The sequence below is a fragment of the Geodermatophilus sp. DSM 44513 genome (assembly GCF_032460525.1).
Classification (GTDB): Bacteria; Actinomycetota; Actinomycetes; order Mycobacteriales; family Geodermatophilaceae; genus Geodermatophilus.
Genome location: NZ_CP135963.1, coordinates 3,122,112 through 3,137,581, shown reverse-complemented (window position 1 = coordinate 3,137,581; position 15,470 = coordinate 3,122,112). Strand labels below are relative to the sequence as shown.

Annotated in this window: 15 protein-coding genes; 11 read left to right on the top strand and 4 right to left on the bottom strand. The window is 76.5% G+C overall.

All coding sequences use genetic code 11. From position 1 onward, the window contains the following. Positions 1-22 precede the first annotated feature (22 nt). Both RTG05_RS15215 and RTG05_RS15210 read left to right on the top strand, forming a co-directional pair. Complete coding sequence (locus RTG05_RS15215; RefSeq protein ID WP_166529186.1) at positions 23-934, top strand: hypothetical protein; 912 nt, start codon at positions 23-25, stop codon at positions 932-934. Between the two features lie 66 nt (positions 935-1,000). Beyond that, entirely contained in the window at positions 1,001-1,336 is a 336-nt protein-coding gene (locus RTG05_RS15210; protein WP_315911924.1) for a hypothetical protein, read from the top strand. Here RTG05_RS15210 and RTG05_RS15205 read toward each other — a convergent pair. After that, positions 1,333-2,289 (bottom strand): LysR family transcriptional regulator, encoded by a 957-nt coding sequence (locus RTG05_RS15205; protein ID WP_166525820.1) that lies wholly within the window; start codon positions 2,287-2,289, stop codon positions 1,333-1,335. The genes RTG05_RS15210 and RTG05_RS15205 overlap by 4 nt on opposite strands. A 107-nt stretch (positions 2,290-2,396) precedes the next feature. Here RTG05_RS15205 and RTG05_RS15200 point away from each other — a divergent pair, with 107 nt between their 5' ends. The 8 genes from RTG05_RS15200 to RTG05_RS15165 are packed head-to-tail and all read left to right on the top strand — an operon-like array spanning position 2,397 to position 10,362. Next, positions 2,397-3,278: an FAD binding domain-containing protein gene (locus RTG05_RS15200; protein WP_166525819.1), complete on the top strand. Its 882-nt coding sequence runs from the start codon at positions 2,397-2,399 to the stop codon at positions 3,276-3,278. A gap of 12 nt (positions 3,279-3,290) precedes the next feature. Next, entirely contained in the window at positions 3,291-3,779 is a 489-nt protein-coding gene (locus RTG05_RS15195) for a (2Fe-2S)-binding protein (protein WP_166525818.1), read from the top strand. Continuing rightward, entirely contained in the window at positions 3,776-6,190 is a 2,415-nt protein-coding gene (locus RTG05_RS15190) for an aerobic carbon-monoxide dehydrogenase large subunit (RefSeq protein WP_208104599.1), read from the top strand. Before RTG05_RS15195 ends, RTG05_RS15190 begins: the two co-directional genes overlap by 4 nt. A 32-nt stretch (positions 6,191-6,222) precedes the next feature. Continuing rightward, on the top strand, positions 6,223-7,128 hold the full coding sequence (locus tag RTG05_RS15185) for an XdhC family protein (RefSeq protein WP_166525817.1): 906 nt from the start codon (positions 6,223-6,225) through the stop codon (positions 7,126-7,128). After that, complete coding sequence (locus tag RTG05_RS15180; RefSeq protein WP_166525816.1) at positions 7,112-8,047, top strand: AAA family ATPase; 936 nt, start codon at positions 7,112-7,114, stop codon at positions 8,045-8,047. The genes RTG05_RS15185 and RTG05_RS15180 overlap by 17 nt, the downstream gene beginning before the upstream one ends. Then, a complete protein-coding gene (locus RTG05_RS15175; protein ID WP_315911923.1) occupies positions 8,040-9,269 on the top strand; it encodes a vWA domain-containing protein in 1,230 nt (409 codons plus the stop codon). The genes RTG05_RS15180 and RTG05_RS15175 overlap by 8 nt, the downstream gene beginning before the upstream one ends. 59 nt (positions 9,270-9,328) lie before the next feature. Beyond that, positions 9,329-9,502: a hypothetical protein gene (locus RTG05_RS15170; protein ID WP_166525815.1), complete on the top strand. Its 174-nt coding sequence runs from the start codon at positions 9,329-9,331 to the stop codon at positions 9,500-9,502. A gap of 50 nt (positions 9,503-9,552) precedes the next feature. Continuing rightward, positions 9,553-10,362, top strand: coding sequence for an SDR family oxidoreductase (locus RTG05_RS15165; protein WP_166525814.1), 810 nt, complete (start codon positions 9,553-9,555; stop codon positions 10,360-10,362). A 70-nt stretch (positions 10,363-10,432) separates the two neighbouring features. On the opposite strand, the gene RTG05_RS15160 is transcribed toward RTG05_RS15165, so the two are convergent. Both RTG05_RS15160 and RTG05_RS15155 read right to left on the bottom strand, forming a co-directional pair. Beyond that, entirely contained in the window at positions 10,433-11,359 is a 927-nt protein-coding gene (locus RTG05_RS15160) for a GGDEF domain-containing protein (protein WP_166525813.1), read from the bottom strand. Positions 11,360-11,494: 135 nt separating this feature from the next. Beyond that, positions 11,495-12,439, bottom strand: a complete 945-nt coding sequence (locus RTG05_RS15155; RefSeq protein WP_166525812.1) for a S1C family serine protease — start codon at positions 12,437-12,439, stop codon at positions 11,495-11,497. 108 nt (positions 12,440-12,547) lie between these two features. Here RTG05_RS15155 and RTG05_RS15150 point away from each other — a divergent pair, with 108 nt between their 5' ends. After that, the gene (locus tag RTG05_RS15150; protein WP_166525811.1) at positions 12,548-14,524 is read left to right on the top strand and encodes an alpha-amylase family protein; all 1,977 of its coding nucleotides are present in this window, start codon (positions 12,548-12,550) and stop codon (positions 14,522-14,524) included. A 247-nt stretch (positions 14,525-14,771) separates the two neighbouring features. On the opposite strand, the gene RTG05_RS15145 is transcribed toward RTG05_RS15150, so the two are convergent. Then, positions 14,772-15,440 (bottom strand): class I SAM-dependent DNA methyltransferase, encoded by a 669-nt coding sequence (locus RTG05_RS15145; protein ID WP_166525810.1) that lies wholly within the window; start codon positions 15,438-15,440, stop codon positions 14,772-14,774. Positions 15,441-15,470: the final 30 nt, after the last annotated feature.

Below are 15,470 nucleotides of genomic sequence, written 5' to 3'. Positions count from 1 at the left end.
GCTCGAGGGGGAGGGAGGCGCCGTGGACCTCGACGGGGTCGCCGACGAGCTGTACGCGGTGCCGCCGGAGGAGTTCGTCGCGGTGCGCACGCAGCGCCAGCACGAGGCCCGGGCGGCCGGGGACCGCACCCTTGCCCGCGAGGTCGGGGCCCTGCCCAAGCCGACCGTCGCGGCCTGGGTCTGCAACCTGCTGGCGCGCGAGCAGCGCGCGGAGGTCGAGGGCCTGGTCGAGCTCGGCGACCTGCTCCGCCAGGCGCAGGAGAGCCTGGCCGGCGACCAGCTGCGCGCCCTGGACCGCCAGCGCGCCCAGCTGCTGGGCGCCCTGACCCGCCAGGCGACCGCGCTGGCCCGGGAGCGCGGCACCCGCGTGGGCGGCGCGGTGGAGGCGCAGGTCACGGACACGCTGCGGGCGGCGATGGCCGACCCGGAGGCCGGCGCGGCGCTGCTGTCCGGCCGGCTCGCCGCGGCGATGTCCTACAGCGGCCTGGGGACGACGGGCACCCGGCCGGCGCTGCGGATCGTGCCGGCGCGCACCGGGCCGACACGGGAGACCGCCGGGCCGCGGAGTGGCGCCGCCGCGCGCCGGGCCGCCGAGGAGGAGACCCGGCGGGCGGCCGAGGAGCGCCGTCACCGCGCGCTGGAGGAGGCCCGCCGGGCCGCGGAGGAGGCCACCGCGGCAGCCGCCGAGGCCGTCGCCGCCGCCGGGGAGGAGCGGCAGCGGGTCGACGACCTGGACGCCCGCCGGGCCGACCTGCAGGCGCGGGTCGCCGAGCTGTCCGACGAGCTGGCCCGCACCGAGGAGCAGGCCACGCGGACCGCCGAGGAGCTCCGCCGGGCCGAGCGGCAGCGCCGCGCCGCCGAGCGGCACGCCACCGAGGCCGCCGAGGCCCGTGACCGGTCGCTGGCGGCGCTGCGCGCCCTGGAGCAGCACTGACCCTTGCCGGGCGGACCCTGCGGGCCGACACTCCTCGGCACATCCCGACGACCTGCGGAGGCGTCCGTGAGCACACCCCAGGAACCGGCGACCGAGGGCACCTCGGCCGACCACACCCGCAGCGGTGCCGACGTCGCGGAGGCGATCGAGGTCGCCGAGCGGGGCAGCGCCGCGCCGGAGGGGCACGGCCGCGCACCCGGGCCCGGCCCGGCGCCGGTCGAGCGGACCGCCGGGGACCCGGCGATGACGCAGGGGCAGGTCGTGCAGGCCGACGGCACCCCCACGGGGGGCACCGGCGCCGGCCCGGCCGCGCCGGAGGGCGTCGGGGGCGGCGCCCAGTCGGTGCAGGGCGCCCGGGCCGCCGACCGCGAGGCCGCCGGCCCGTCCGGTCACGACAGCTAGCTCCACAGCTCCACGCGCACCGGGTGCGCCCGGTGCCGCGGCGCCGGCCCGGCCAGCAAGGCGCTGGTCGCGTCCGAGGTGGTGAGGAACCGCTGCAGCGCGGTCGCCGCCGCCCCGGCCCGCCCCCCGCCGGGCACCGCGGCCCACCACATGCCCGTGACCGGCGTGCCCTCGACGGCCAGCCGCACCAGCCGCCCGGCGCGCAGGTCCGAACGGACTGCGTGGCCGAGGGCGAGCAGCACGCCCTCACCCGCGCGCACGGCGGCCAGCGCGTCGGCCGCGCTGGCCATCGGCACGACGTCCCGCTGCAGGTCGGCGCACCCGGCCCGCTGCAGCCAGCAGCGCTCCTCGGTGCCCGGCTCCAGGTCGGCCGGCCCGGCCAGCCACGGGCCGCGGCGCAGGTCGGCGAGTGACACCCGGCCCTGCCGGGCCAGGGGGGAGCCCGGCGCGGCCACCACCACCCGCTGCCAGCGCAGGAACGGCACCGCGTCGACCGCCCGGTCGTCGAGGGGCACCGGCCGGACGCCGAGCACCACGTCGGCCTCGTCGTCGGCCAGGGCCGCCGCGGTCCGCGACGCCGGGCAGACCCGGAGCGTCACCGCGGCGCGGGGCACCCGCCCGGTGAAGGCGGCCAGCGGCCCGGCGAGGTGCTCCGCGCACGCCGCGGTGGCCACCACGCGCACCTCGCCTGCGGTGGTCGCCGACGCCACCTCCCGCCGGGTGCGGTCGGCCAGCCGGACCAGCTCGCGGGCCCGGGCGGCCAGCGCCCGGCCGCCCGGGGTGAGCTCGATGCCGGTGCCCGCGCGCCGGAACAGCGGGTCGTCGAGGTCCGCGCGCAGCGCGGCGACCGCTGCCGACGCCGCCGGCTGGCTGATCCCGAGCGCCTGCGCCGCGGCGCCGACCGAGCCCAGCTCGGCCACCGTCGCGAACACCCGCAGCTGGGTGAAGGTCATGGTCATCCAGCCTCACAACCGACCGGTTATGAGCATGTTGACACCACTGTGGGCCCGGTCACAAGATCCGTCCACGGGCTCGGCCACAGCCCCCGGAGGGAGTCCCCGTGCAGGTACCCGCCCCGTTCGACTACGTGCGCGCGACCAGCGTCGCCGACGCCCTGGAGCTGCTCGACCGCCACGGGCCCGAGGCCCGCGTCGTCGCCGGTGGGCACAGCCTGCTGCCGATGATGAAGCTGCGCCTGGCCCGGCCGGACTGGCTGGTCGACCTGGGCGACCTCGCCGAGCTGCGGCACGTCACCCGGGACGGCGACGAGCTGCGCATCGGCGCCCTCACCCGGCACGCCGACCTGCTGGCCTCCGACGTGGTCGGGGAGCTCTTCCCGATCGTCCACGACGCCGAGCGGGTCATCGCCGACCCCGTCGTCCGCAACCGCGGCACCATCGGCGGGTCGCTGGGCCAGGCCGACCCCGCCGAGGACCTCACCACCGTGTGCGACGTGCTGCGCGCGCAGGTGGTCATCGCCGCCCGCGACGGGGAGCGGGTGCTCGACATGGCGGAGTTCCACCGCGGCCCCTACGAGACCGCCTGCGAGCAGGACGAGCTCATCACCGAGGTCCGCCTGCCCGTCCGGCCGCGGTCGGGCAGCGCCTACGAGAAGGTCGAGCGCCGCGTCGGCGACTGGGCCGTGGCCGCCGCCGGGGCCCAGCTGGTGCTGGACGACGACGGCACGATCACCGACGCCACCGTCGGGCTCACCGCCCTCGGCCTGGAGGGTCTGGCCACCGACGCCGCGGCCGTCCTGCTCGGGACGCGCCCCGGGGAGGACGTGTTCGCCGAGGCCGGCCGGCTCGCCGCGGAGGCCAGCCGGCCGGTCGAGGACCAGCGCGGCCCGGTCGACTACAAGCGCCACCTCGCCGACGAGCTCACCCGGCGGGTGCTGCGCAGCGCCGCCGCCCGCGCCGGCGTACTCACCCCCACCGCCTGAGGAGGCTGCGGCATGCAGGTCACGATGACCGTCAACGGCACCGAGGTCACCCGGGACGTGGAACCCCGGCTGCTGCTCGTCCACTTCCTGCGCGAGACGCTCGGGCTCACCGGCACCCACTGGGGCTGCGACACGAGCAACTGCGGCACCTGCGTCGTCCTCGTCGACGGCCAGCCGGTCAAGTCCTGCACCACGCTGGCCGCGATGACCGCCGGCCACGAGGTGCGCACCGTCGAGGGGCTGGCCGACGGCGCCACGCTGGACCCGGTGCAGCAGGGCTTCATGGAGGAGCACGGACTGCAGTGCGGGTTCTGCACCTCCGGCATGATGCTCACCGCCCGCGCGCTGCTCGACCGCGAGCCGGACCCCGACGAGGCCACCATCCGCGAGGCCATCTCCGGGCAGATCTGCCGGTGCACCGGCTACGCCACCATCGTCCGCTCGATCCAGTGGGCGGCCGCGCACCCGGCCGCCCCCGCCGACCGGGAGGTCCCGGCATGACCACCGTCCAGGAGCGCTCGGCGATGCCGCAGGAGCGCGAGTCCAACCCCGCGCTCACCGACCCGGACCGGCCGATCGGCTTCGGCCGCGTGCAGCGCAAGGAGGACCCCCGTTTCATCCGCGGCCGCGGGCGCTACCTCGACGACATCGTGCTGCCCGGCATGCTGCACGGCGCTGTCCTGCGCTCGCCCATGGCCCACGCCCGGCTGGTGAGCATCGACACCACCGAGGCGCTGGCCCACCCGAAGGTGCACGCGGTCATCACCGGCAGGGACCTCGAGGCGCTCAACCTGGCGTGGGCGCCGACGCTGTCCGCCGACGTCCAGGCGGTGCTGGCCACCGACAAGGTGCGCTTCCAGGGTCAGGAGGTCGCCTTCGTCGTCGCCGAGGACCGCTACTCCGCCCGCGACGCCCTCGAGCTCATCGACGTGGAGTACGAGGACCTGCCGCCGGTCGTCGACGCCCGCCGGGCGCTGGACCCGGACGCGCCGGTCATCCGGGACGACAAGGACGGCCAGACCGACAACCACGTCTTCGACTGGGAGGCCGGGGACGCCGCCGAGACCGAGGCGGTGTTCGCCCGCGCCGACGTCGTCGTCAGCCAGGAGATGGTCTACCCGCGGGTGCACCCCGCGCCGATGGAGACCTGCGGCGCGATCGCCGACTACGACCCCGTCGACGGCAAGCTCACCCTGTACGAGACCACCCAGGCCCCGCACGCGCACCGCACCCTCTACGCGATGGTGGCCGGCATCCCGGAGCACAAGATCCGGGTGGTCGCGCCGGACATCGGCGGCGGCTTCGGCAACAAGGTCGGCATCTACCCCGGCTACATCTGCGCCGTCGTCGGTTCGATCGTGACCGGCAAGCCGGTCAAGTGGGTCGAGGACCGCTCCGAGAACCTGATGAGCACCTCGTTCGCCCGCGACTACACGATGCGCGGCGAGGTGGCGGCCACCCGCGACGGGAAGATCCTCGCCGTCCGCACGCACGTGCTGGCCGACCACGGGGCGTTCAACGCCACCGCCCAGCCGACGAAGTACCCGGCCGGCTTCTTCTCCATCTTCACCGGCAGCTACGACCTGGAGGCCGCGTACTGCTCGGTGACCGGCGTCTACACCAACAAGGCGCCCGGCGGGGTGGCCTACGCCTGCTCGTTCCGGGTGACCGAGGCCGTCTACCTGGTGGAGCGGATGGTCGACGTCCTGGCCGCGGAGCTGGGGATGGACCCCGCCGAGCTGCGGGTGCGGAACTTCATCCGCCCCGAGCAGTTCCCGTACGCCAACAAGACCGGCTGGGTCTACGACTCCGGGGACTACGAGCCGGCGCTGCGCATGTGCCTGGAGCAGGTCGGCTACGACGAGCTGCGCCGCGAGCAGGCGGAGAAGCGGGCCCGCGGGGAGCTGATGGGCATCGGGGTCTCCTTCTTCACCGAGACGGTGGGCGCCGGCCCGCGCAAGCACATGGACATCGCCGGGCTCGGCATGGCCGACGGCGCCGAGGTGCGGGTGCACCCCACCGGCAAGGCCGTCGTCCGGCTGTCCGTGCAGACCCAGGGGCAGGGCCACGAGACGACGTTCGCGCAGATCCTCGCCGAGGAGCTGGGCATCCCCCCGGAGGACGTCGAGGTCGTGCACGGCGACACCGACCAGACGCCGTTCGGCCTGGGCACCTACGGCAGCCGCTCGACCCCGGTCAGCGGCGGCGCGGTGGCCCTGGCCGCCCGCAAGGTCCGCGACAAGGCCCGGCTGATCGCCGCGGCGATGCTGGAGACTCGCCCGGAGGACCTGCAGTGGGAGAAGGGCCGCTGGTTCGTCGCCGGTGACCCCTCGGTGGGGAAGACGATGACCGAGATCGCGATGGGCGCGCACGGCACCGTCGAGCTGCCCGAGGGCGTCGAGGGCAACCTCGACGCCGAGGTCACCTACGACCCGCCCAACCTCACCTTCCCGTTCGGCGCCTACGTCTGCGTCGTCGACGTCGACCCGGGGACGGGCAAGGTGACCGTGCGCCGGTTCGTCGCGGTGGACGACTGCGGCACCCGGATCAACCCGATGATCGTCGAGGGGCAGATCCACGGCGGGCTGGCCGACGGCGTCGGCATGGCGCTCATGGAGTTCATCGGCTTCGACGAGCAGGGCAACTGCCTGGGCGGGTCGTTCATGGACTACCTGATCCCCACCGCGATGGAGGTCCCCGACTGGGAGACCGGCTACACGGTCACCCCGTCCCCGCACCACCCCATCGGCGCGAAGGGGATCGGGGAGTCCGCCACGGTCGGCTCCCCGCCGGCGGTGGTCAACGCGGTCGTCGACGCGCTGGCGCCGTTCGGCGTCCGGCACGTGGACATGCCGTGCACCCCGGCCCGCGTGTGGGAGGCGATGCAGGGCCGGCCCACCCCGCCGATCTGAAGGACCGCGCACAGTCGATCTGAGGAGTCACCGTGACCGTCACGGAGCGTGCCGCCGAGCTGGTCCGGCGGCGGGAGCCGTTCGTGCACGCCACCTTCGTCCGGGCCCAGCGGCCGGCCAGCGCGCACGCCGGGGACACCGCGCTGGTCCGCGCCGACGGTGTCGTCGACGGCTTCGTGGGCGGCAGTTGCGCGGAGTCCTCGGTGCGCGAGTACGGGCTGATGACGCTGACGACGGGCGAGCCGCTGCTGCTGCGGATCGTGCCCGGCGGGGCGTCGGGCACGGACGAGGAGGGCGCGGTCACCGTGGCCAACCCCTGCCTGTCCGGCGGCTCGGTCGAGATCTTCCTCGAGCCGCGGGTGCCCGCCCCGCACGCGCTGGTGGTCGGCGACAGCCCGGTCGCCGAGGCGCTGGTCGCCCTCGGTCGCCTGCTCGGGTTCGCCGTCGACCTGGTGTCGGGGGAGGACGCGGCGCCCGCGGCGGGGGACGCGGCGGTGGTGGTCGCCTCGCACGGCCGCGGGGAGGAACCGGCCCTCGGCGCGGCGCTGCGGCTGGGCGTCCCCTACGTCGGGCTGATCGCCAGCCGGATCCGCGGCGCGGCGGTGCTGGCCTCGCTGGACGTGCCCGACGAGCAGCGCTCCCGGGTGCGCAGCCCCGCGGGTCTGGACATCGGCGCGCGGACGGCGGCGGAGATCGCCCTGTCGGTGTGGACCCAGGTGGTCGCCGAACGGCGGGCAGCGGAGCGGGCCGCACCGCCGGCGTCCCCGGCGTCACCGGCGGCCCCCGCCCGGGCCGTGGACCCGGTCTGCGGGATGACCGTCGCCGCGGTCGACGCGACCCCGCACGCGACCGTCGACGGCGCGACCACCTGGTTCTGCTGCGACGGGTGCCGCACCAGCTACCTCGCCGACCCGGCCCGGTATGCCGCCGCCCCCTGACGGCCGGGTCGCCACCCGGCCGGGTGCCGAGGACGAGGTGCGGGCGCGGGTCCCCGACGTGGCCGCCCTCGGTGCGGCGCTCGACGACGCGGACTACCTCGCCGACCCGGGGCTGGCCACCGCGCTCTTCCTCGCCGTCCGGCTGCCCCAGCCGCTGCTGCTGGAGGGCGAGCCGGGGGTGGGCAAGACCGAGGCGGCCAAGGCCCTGGCCCGGGTGCTGGACACCCCGCTGTACCGGCTGCAGTGCTTCGAGGGCATCGCCGCGGCCGAGGCCCTCTACGAGTGGAACCACCCGCGCCAGCTGCTGGGCATCCGGCTGGCGGAGGCGGCCGGCGCGCCCCTGGCCGAGGAGGACCTGTTCGCCCGGGACTACCTGCTGCCCCGGCCGCTGCTCCAGGCGATCGAGCACCCCGGGCCGCGTCCGGCGGTGCTGCTGCTGGACGAGATCGACCGGGCCGACGCGGAGTTCGAGGCGTTCACCTTCGAGGTGCTGGCCGAGGCCGCGGTGACCGTGCCCGAGCTCGGCACCCTCCGCGCGGCCCACCCGCCGGTCGTCGTGCTCACCTCCAACCGGACGCGGGACCTGCACGACGCGCTCACCCGCCGCTGCCTGTACCACTGGATCGACTTCCCCCCGCCGGACCAGGTGGCCGAGATCGTCCGCCGCCGGGTGCCCGGCAGCGCCGAGCCCCTGGCGGTCGCCGCCGCGACGGCGGTCGGCCGGCTGCGCTCGCTGGACCTGGTCAAGCCGCCGGGCATCGCCGAGGTCGTCGACTGGGTGGCCGCCCTCGACGTGCTCGGCGTCGACCGGCTCGACCCGCCGGCGGTCGAGGCCAGCTGGGGGTCGGTGCTCAAGAACCGCGACGACCAGGAGCTGGCCCGCGCCCGGGGCGCGGCCTGGGTGACCGCCGGTGGCTGACCTGCCGTCGGTGGGCCCGGGCCCGCTGGCGGTCGGCCTGACGACGGCGCTGCGCCGCGCCGGGCTGCCCACCACGCCGGAGCGGGCCGCGGGGCTGGCGCGCGGGCTGCAGCTGGTCCCGCCGGTGGACCGCAGCGCGCTGTACTGGACCTGCCGGGTCGCGCTGGTCACCGACCGGGCCCAGCTGCCGGTCTTCGACGCCGTCTTCTCGGCCGTGTTCGACGGCCGGCTGGACCCCGCGGACACCCGCGGCGACCCGACGGCGCCGCTCGCGGTCGGCTCCGAGCCGACGGTCCGCCCCGCTCCTCCGGACCGCCGCCCCGGCGGCGGCACCGCCCCCGGGGGCGCCGTCGCGGGTGCGGGCAGCGGGGAGGACGACGGCGGCGCGGCCGAGCGGGACGTCGTCCTGGCCGCCGCGTCGGCCGAGGAGCGGTTGCGGCACACGTCCTTCGCCGACCTCGAGCCCGACGAGCTGGCCGCCGTGCGCGCGCTGGTCCGCCGGATCGCGCTCGCCACCCCGGAGCGGCGCAGCCGGCGGACCCACCCAACCGCCCGCCGCCGGGACCGGCTCGACCTGCGCCGCACCGTCCGGGCCGCCCAGCGCGCCGGCGGGGACCCGGTGCGGCTGCTGCACGCCAGCCGCCGCACCGAACCGCGGCGGCTGGTGCTGCTCTGCGACGTCTCCGCGTCGATGGAGCCCTACACCCGCGTCTACCTGTCCCTGCTGCAGGGGGCGGTCGGCGGGGCCCGGGCCGAGGCCTTCGTCTTCGCCACCCGGCTGACCCGGCTCACCCGCCGCCTGGCCGGCCGCGACCCCGACCGGGCCCTGGCCCGGGCGGCGGCCGCAGCACCGGACTGGGCCGGCGGCACCCGGCTGGCCGCCGGGATCGGCGAGTTCGCCACCGGGCCCGGCCGCCGCGGACTGGCCCGGGGGGCGGTGGTGGTCGTGCTGTCCGACGGCTGGGCGACCGACGACCCCGCGGACGTCGCCGCGGCCATGCTGCGGCTGCGCCGGCTGGCCCACCGGATCGTGTGGGTCAACCCGCGCAAGGCCGCACCCGGCTACGCACCGCTGGTCGGTGGCATGGCCGCCGCGCTGCCGCTGTGCGACGCCTTCGTCAGCGGTCACAGCCTCGCCGCGCTGGAGCAGGTGGTCGCCGCCCTGGGGGCCGCTCGAGCCGGGCGGGATCAGGACACCCGGCTCGCCGCACGGGTGGGGTGAGCGCCCCGTCGGGTGCTCGGCGACCCAGCCCACCACCACCACCCCCCGAGGAGGCAACAGTGACCGCCACCGACACCGACACCCTCGACCTGGAGATCGCCATCGCCCACGCGGCCGTGTGCGTGGCCCGCGCCGCCGCGGCCCGCTGCCCGTCGGGGGAGAACACGCGGTGGGTGGCCGAGGCGCGGGCCCGGGTCGACGCCCTGCTGGACCGGCGCCTGGCCCTGCGCTGAGGGGACCGGCCGGGCTGCGCACCCGCCCCGGTCCCCCCAGCATGGGCGCCATGACCCAGACCCCCGCCCCCCGCGTCGCCATCGTCACCGGCTCGGAGTCCGGCATCGGCCGGGCCACCGCCGTCGCCCTGGCCGGGGCCGGCTGCGACGTCGGCATCACCTGGTACCGGGAGCAGGCCGACGCCGAGGCCACCGCCGCGGAGGTGCGGGCGCTGGGCCGCCGTGCCGAGGTCCGGCACGTCGACCTCACCCGGCTGCCCGAGGCCGCCGACGTGGTCGACGAGCTGGCCGAGGCCCTCGGCGGGGTCGACGTCCTGGTCAACGACGCGGGCACCGGGCACGCCAGCTCGGTCCTCGACACCGACTACGCGACCTGGCGCGAGGTGCTGGCCACCGACCTGGACGCGGCCTTCCTCTGTCTGCAGCGGGCCGCCCGGCGGATGGTCGCCGCCGGCCGCGGCGGGCGGATCGTCAACATCACCAGCGTGCACGAGCACCAGCCGCGGGTGGGCGCGGCGGCCTACTGCGCGGCCAAGGGCGGGCTGGGCCTGCTCACCCGGGTCGCGGCGATCGAGCTGGCCGAGCACGGCATCACCGTCAACGCCGTCGCGCCCGGGGAGATCGCCACCCCGATGACCGGTCAGGCGGACGAGGACCCCACCGCGCCCGGCCACGAGCGGCCCGGCGTCCCGCTGCGCCGGCCCGGCGACGCCCGCGAGGTGGCCGCGGTCGTGGCCTTCCTCGCCTCGCCCGAGGCGAGCTACGTGACCGGGTCCTCCTACGCCGTCGACGGCGGGATGCTGCAGATGGGGCCCATGGCCGGGTCGCACCTGACCACCGACGACTGGCGCCGTCCCTAGGAGGACCGTCCTCCCCCCCACGCCTCGCAGGCTCGGCGCGGGCCCCTGGAGGACGGCCGTTCCAGTCGCTCTAGGGGCGGCGGTCGCGCTTGGCGCGGTAGAGCTCGGCGTCGGCGCGCATCAGCATCTCGGTGAGGGTGTCGCCGGGCTGGGCGGTCGCCGTCCCGGCCGACCAGGGCGCCGGGTGACCCGAGCGCAGCCGGGCCAGCAGGTCACCGGCCCGGTCGGCGTCGGTGCCGGGCAGGCTCAGCACGAACTCGTCGCCGCCGTAGCGGCCCAGCAGGTCCGACAGCCGCAGCTCCGCGCTCCACGCGCCGGCCAGCGCCTGCAGCAACGTGTCGCCCGCGCCGTGGCCGAGCCGGTCGTTGACGGCCTTGAAGGAGTCCAGGTCGATGAGCGCGACGGTGAACGGCTCCCCGCTGCGCAGGGCGTGCGCCAGGCTGCGCTCGGCCGCCGCCTGCCAGGCGCGCCGGTTGGCCAGCCCGGTGAGCGGGTCGGTGCCCGCCGCGCGGTGCAGGTCACCGGAGATGCGCGCCTGGGCCTCGGTGAGGACGACGACGGTGACCAGCGTGGTCAGCCACTGCGGGAAGAAGCCCGACGGCGTTGCGGCCAGCGCCCCGGCGGTGGTCGCGGCCAGCAGCAGCGCGACGTGCAGCCGGGCGGCCCGGCGGGAGAAGGAGTGCGCGGCGAACACGGCCACGGTCACCATCGCCGGGCCCAGGCCGACGATGCCGACGGCGGTCGCCGAGCGCCAGGCCAGCAGACCGATCGCCACCGACGGCAGGGCGACGGCCGCGTGCAGCGCGCGCGGGCCCAGCCGGTCGCGGCGCAGCCACAGCACCCCGGCCCCGACGGCGCCGAGAGCGGCCAGGGCCCACAGCAGCCCGATCGGGGACCGCGGCGACGCGGGTACCAGGGCGCCCACGGCGCACAGCGCCGCGCTGACCGCGTACAGCAGCGCGAGCAACGCGATGCCGCCTGGTCGTGCCGTGAGCATGGTCCCCCCGTTCGTCCAGGTCAGGATCACCCGCCCGGACGACACTCCGCAGCACTGCGTGACCGTCTCCACCGCACGGGGGGTCCCCGACGCCCGACCGGGCGACCCCCGCCACCACCCTGCGTGGCCTCCGCGTCACCCGCCGGTCAGCTCGGTGGGCACCGTGACCACGTCGACCATGGCGCCGCGGCGGTGCACGGTCACCGGCAGCGGCCGGCCGATCGCCTCGGCGAACAGCAGCCGCTGCAGGCTCTGCGCCTCCGCGACCGGTCGCCGCCCGGCCTCCAGCACCAGGTCCCCGGCCTTGAGCCCGGCCCGGTCGGCGGGCGACCCGGGGACGACGTCGACCACCCGCAGCCCACGCCGCCGCCCGGTGCGCTCGGCCAGCGGTGCCGGCAGCGGCGCGGGCGTGCTGACCAGCCCCAGGTAGGCCCGGCGGACCCGCCCGTCGCGGACGAGGGCGTCGACGATCCGGCGGGTGGTGTCGTTGACCGGCACCGCCAGGCCCAGCCCCCAGCCGGCGACCGCGGTGTTGACGCCGACCACCCGGCCGGCGGAGTCCGCCAGCGCCCCGCCGGAGTTGCCCGGGTTGAGGGCGGCGTCGGTCTGGATCACGTCCTCGACCACCCGGGCGGTGCGGCCCTCCCGGGTGGGCAGGGACCGGCCCAGCCCGCTGACCACCCCCGCGGTCACCGAACCGGCCAGCCCGAGCGGGTTCCCGACGGCGACGACGAGCTGGCCCACCCGCAGCGTCGCCGCGTCCCCGAGCCGGGCCGGCGGGGGAGTGGCCCCCCGCGCCCGGACGACGGCCAGGTCGGACAGCGGGTCGGCGCCGACGACGTCCACGTCGGTCTCGGTGCCGTCGGCGAACACCGCCCGCCCGCCACGGGCCCGGCCGACCACGTGCGCGTTGGTGAGCAGCAGCCCGTCGCCGGGCACGACGACCGCCGACCCGGCGCCGCCGCGCCCGCCCGGCCCGGTCACCTGCAGGGCGGCGACGTGCGGGGTGAGCTCGGCGGCGACGGCGGTGACGACCTGCGAGTAGGTGTCGAGCAGGTCGGAGTCCACGGGACCGGTCACGGCACACCTCCAGCTGTCTTGATTACCTGCTTACGCCAGTGAACTCCCCGGGGACCGTGGGCGGGAGCGGTCACGCCGTGGGCGAACAGGGACGGCGATACTGGCGCGGTGACGGTCCCGGCGAGCGCCCGGCGAGCAGCGGCGGAGCAGGCGTGGGCGCGGCTGCGGCCGGGCCTGGCGGCCGAGGCGGTCGCCGCCCTGGGCCCCGCGGAGGGCGACGCCTTCCTCGCCCGCGCCGACCTGGCGCTCCACGACGTCCACGAGCCGCTGGCGACCCTGTACGGGGAGGACGCCGCCGACGGGCTGGTCGCCCGCGCGCTGCGCGCCGCGCTGACCGCCGCGGCCGAGCGGCCGGAGGCGCTGCGCCGCCTGGACCGGCGGCGGGAGATCGACCCGGCGTGGTTCCAGCGGTCCCGTGTGCAGGGCTACGTCTGCTACGTCGACCGGTTCTGCGGCACGCTGGACCGGCTGCCCGAGCACCTCGACCACCTGGCCGGACTGGGCACCACCTACCTGCACCTCATGCCGCTGCTGGCGCCGCGGCCCGGGGAGAACGACGGCGGCTACGCGGTCGTGGACTACCGCGCGATCGACCCCCGGCTGGGCACCATGGCCGACCTGGAGGACGTCGCCGGCGCGCTGCACGACCGCGGCATGGCGCTGTGCATCGACCTGGTGGTCAACCACACCGCCCGCGAGCACCCCTGGGCGCAGGCCTGGCTGGCCGGCGACCCCGCCTACGCCGGCTTCTACACCGCCTTCCCCGACCGCACGCTGCCCGACGCCTACGACGCGACCATCCCGGCGGTGTTCCCCGACCGGGCACCGGGCTCGTTCAGCTGGGTGCCGGAGGCCCGCGGCGGCGCCGGCGGCTGGGTGTGGACGACGTTCTGGCCCTACCAGTGGGACCTGGACTACACCAACCCCGAGGTGACCCTGGCAATGCTGGGGGAGATCACCTGGCTGGCCAACCGCGGCGTGGACGTGTTCCGCATGGACGCCGTCCCGTTCGTGTGGAAGCGGCTGGGCACCAGCTGCCAGAACCAGCCCGAGGGGCACACCCTGCTGCAGCTGCTGCACGCCCTGACCCGGCTGGCCGCCCCGGGCGTCGTCTTCAAGGCCGAGGCGATCGTCTCCCCCGACGACCTGGTCGCCTACCTCGGCGGCCACGACCGCTACCGGCCGGAGTGCGAGCTGGCCTACCACAACCAGCTCATGGTGCTGCTGTGGAGCAGCCTGGCCACCCGCGACGTCCGGCTGGCCCGGCAGTCGCTGCGCCGGATGCGGCCGGTGCCGCCGACGGCCACCTGGGTGACCTACGTGCGCGGTCACGACGACATCGGCTGGGCGGTCACCGACGCGGACGCCGCGGCGGTGGGGCTGGACGGGTTCGCGCACCGCCACTTCCTCACCGACTTCTACGCCGGCCGCTTCCCCGGTTCGTTCGCCCGCGGCGCGGCGTTCCAGGAGGACGAGGCCACCGGGGACGCCCGCATCTCCGGGTCGGCGGCCTCGCTGTGCGGCATCGAGGCGGCGCTGGCGGCCGGGGACGACGCCGCGCTGGACGCCGGGGTGCGCCGGCTGCTGCTGCTGTACTCCGTCGCCTACGCCTACGGCGGCATCCCGCTGCTGTACATGGGCGACGAACTGGCCCTGCGCAACGACACCGGCTACCTCGCCGACCCCGCGCGGGCCCCGGACAACCGGTGGCTGCACCGCCCGCCGATGGACTGGGCCGCCGCCGCCCGTGCAGGTGACCCGGCCACCCTGGAGGGGCGGGTGTGCGCCGGCATCCGGCGGCTGGGGGAGGTGCGCCGGTCGCTGCTCGCGCTGCGCGGCGGCGTGGACTCCGTGGTCGTCGACGCCGGCAGCGACGCGGTCCTGGTGTGGCACCGCAAGCACCCGCGCAGCGGCACCTTCGTCGGGGTGGCCAACTTCTCCCCGGACCCGCAGGGGGTGGACGCCGACACCGTCACCGGCTTCGGCGCCTTCGCGCAGGTGCACGGCAGCGACGGCGTCCTCCCGGTGCGCGACGGGCGGGTCGTCGTCCCCGGGCTCGCGTTCGCCTGGTACGCCGAGCCGTGAGCGTCCCCACCCGCGCCGACCAGCCGAGAGCCGCTCACGGGCTGGACGACAGGCTGAGGCGCTGGTGGGGCCGGATCACAGAGGCGGTCCTCGCCGGGACCGGGGGCGGACTGGTCGCCTCCCGTCGACCGGCCGTGTCGACCGGCAGCACCCATCCCGATCCCCACGGCTCGCACAGACCGAAGGCTGGCTCATCAGACAGCCAGTGATCACCGCCAGCGGATCGCTGATCGGCCAGCCGGCCGGGTCAGCTCGGCCGTCGAGCGGCGAGGACGACCTGCGCCGGCGGAGCGGGAGCGGACGGATGGACAGGAGTCGGCGGGAGGCGCAGCTCGGCGACCAGCTGGAGGCCGGCCCGGGAGAGCAGGGCGGCCAGGCGCTCGGGCTGCCACAGATGAGTCGTCCAGGTGACCGGCATGCCGTAGACCTCGCTGCGCTCGATCTCGCCATCGCCGATGTGCGTCCCCAGCAGCAGCTGCCCACCAGGAACCAGCGCCCGGGCGAACGAGACGAGCACGTCGGGCAGCACGTCGCGAGGCAGGTTGAACAGCGACCACCAGCCCAGGACACCACCCAGGGACTCCTCGGCCAGATCGAGTGCAGTGGCAGAGGCGACGGTGAACCGCAGCGTGGGGTGCAACCGGCGGGCGTGCGCGATCATCCGCGGTGACAAGTCGACACCGGAGACGTCGACGCCCAGGCCCGCCAGGTGAGCGGTGACCGTTCCCGGGCCACAACCCACGTCGAGCACCGGGCCGAGGGCGCGGACACCCTCGGCGAACGCTCCCAGCGCGGCGCGCAGCCACGGAGCCGGCGCCAGGTCACCGACACCCGTCGCGACGTAGTTGTCGGCTACGCGGTCATAGGACGCCCGAACCGTCGACAGGTCCGCAGGCTGCACAACCGAGTCGGCCACGACGACCGAGACTAGAGACTCGTCAGGGCT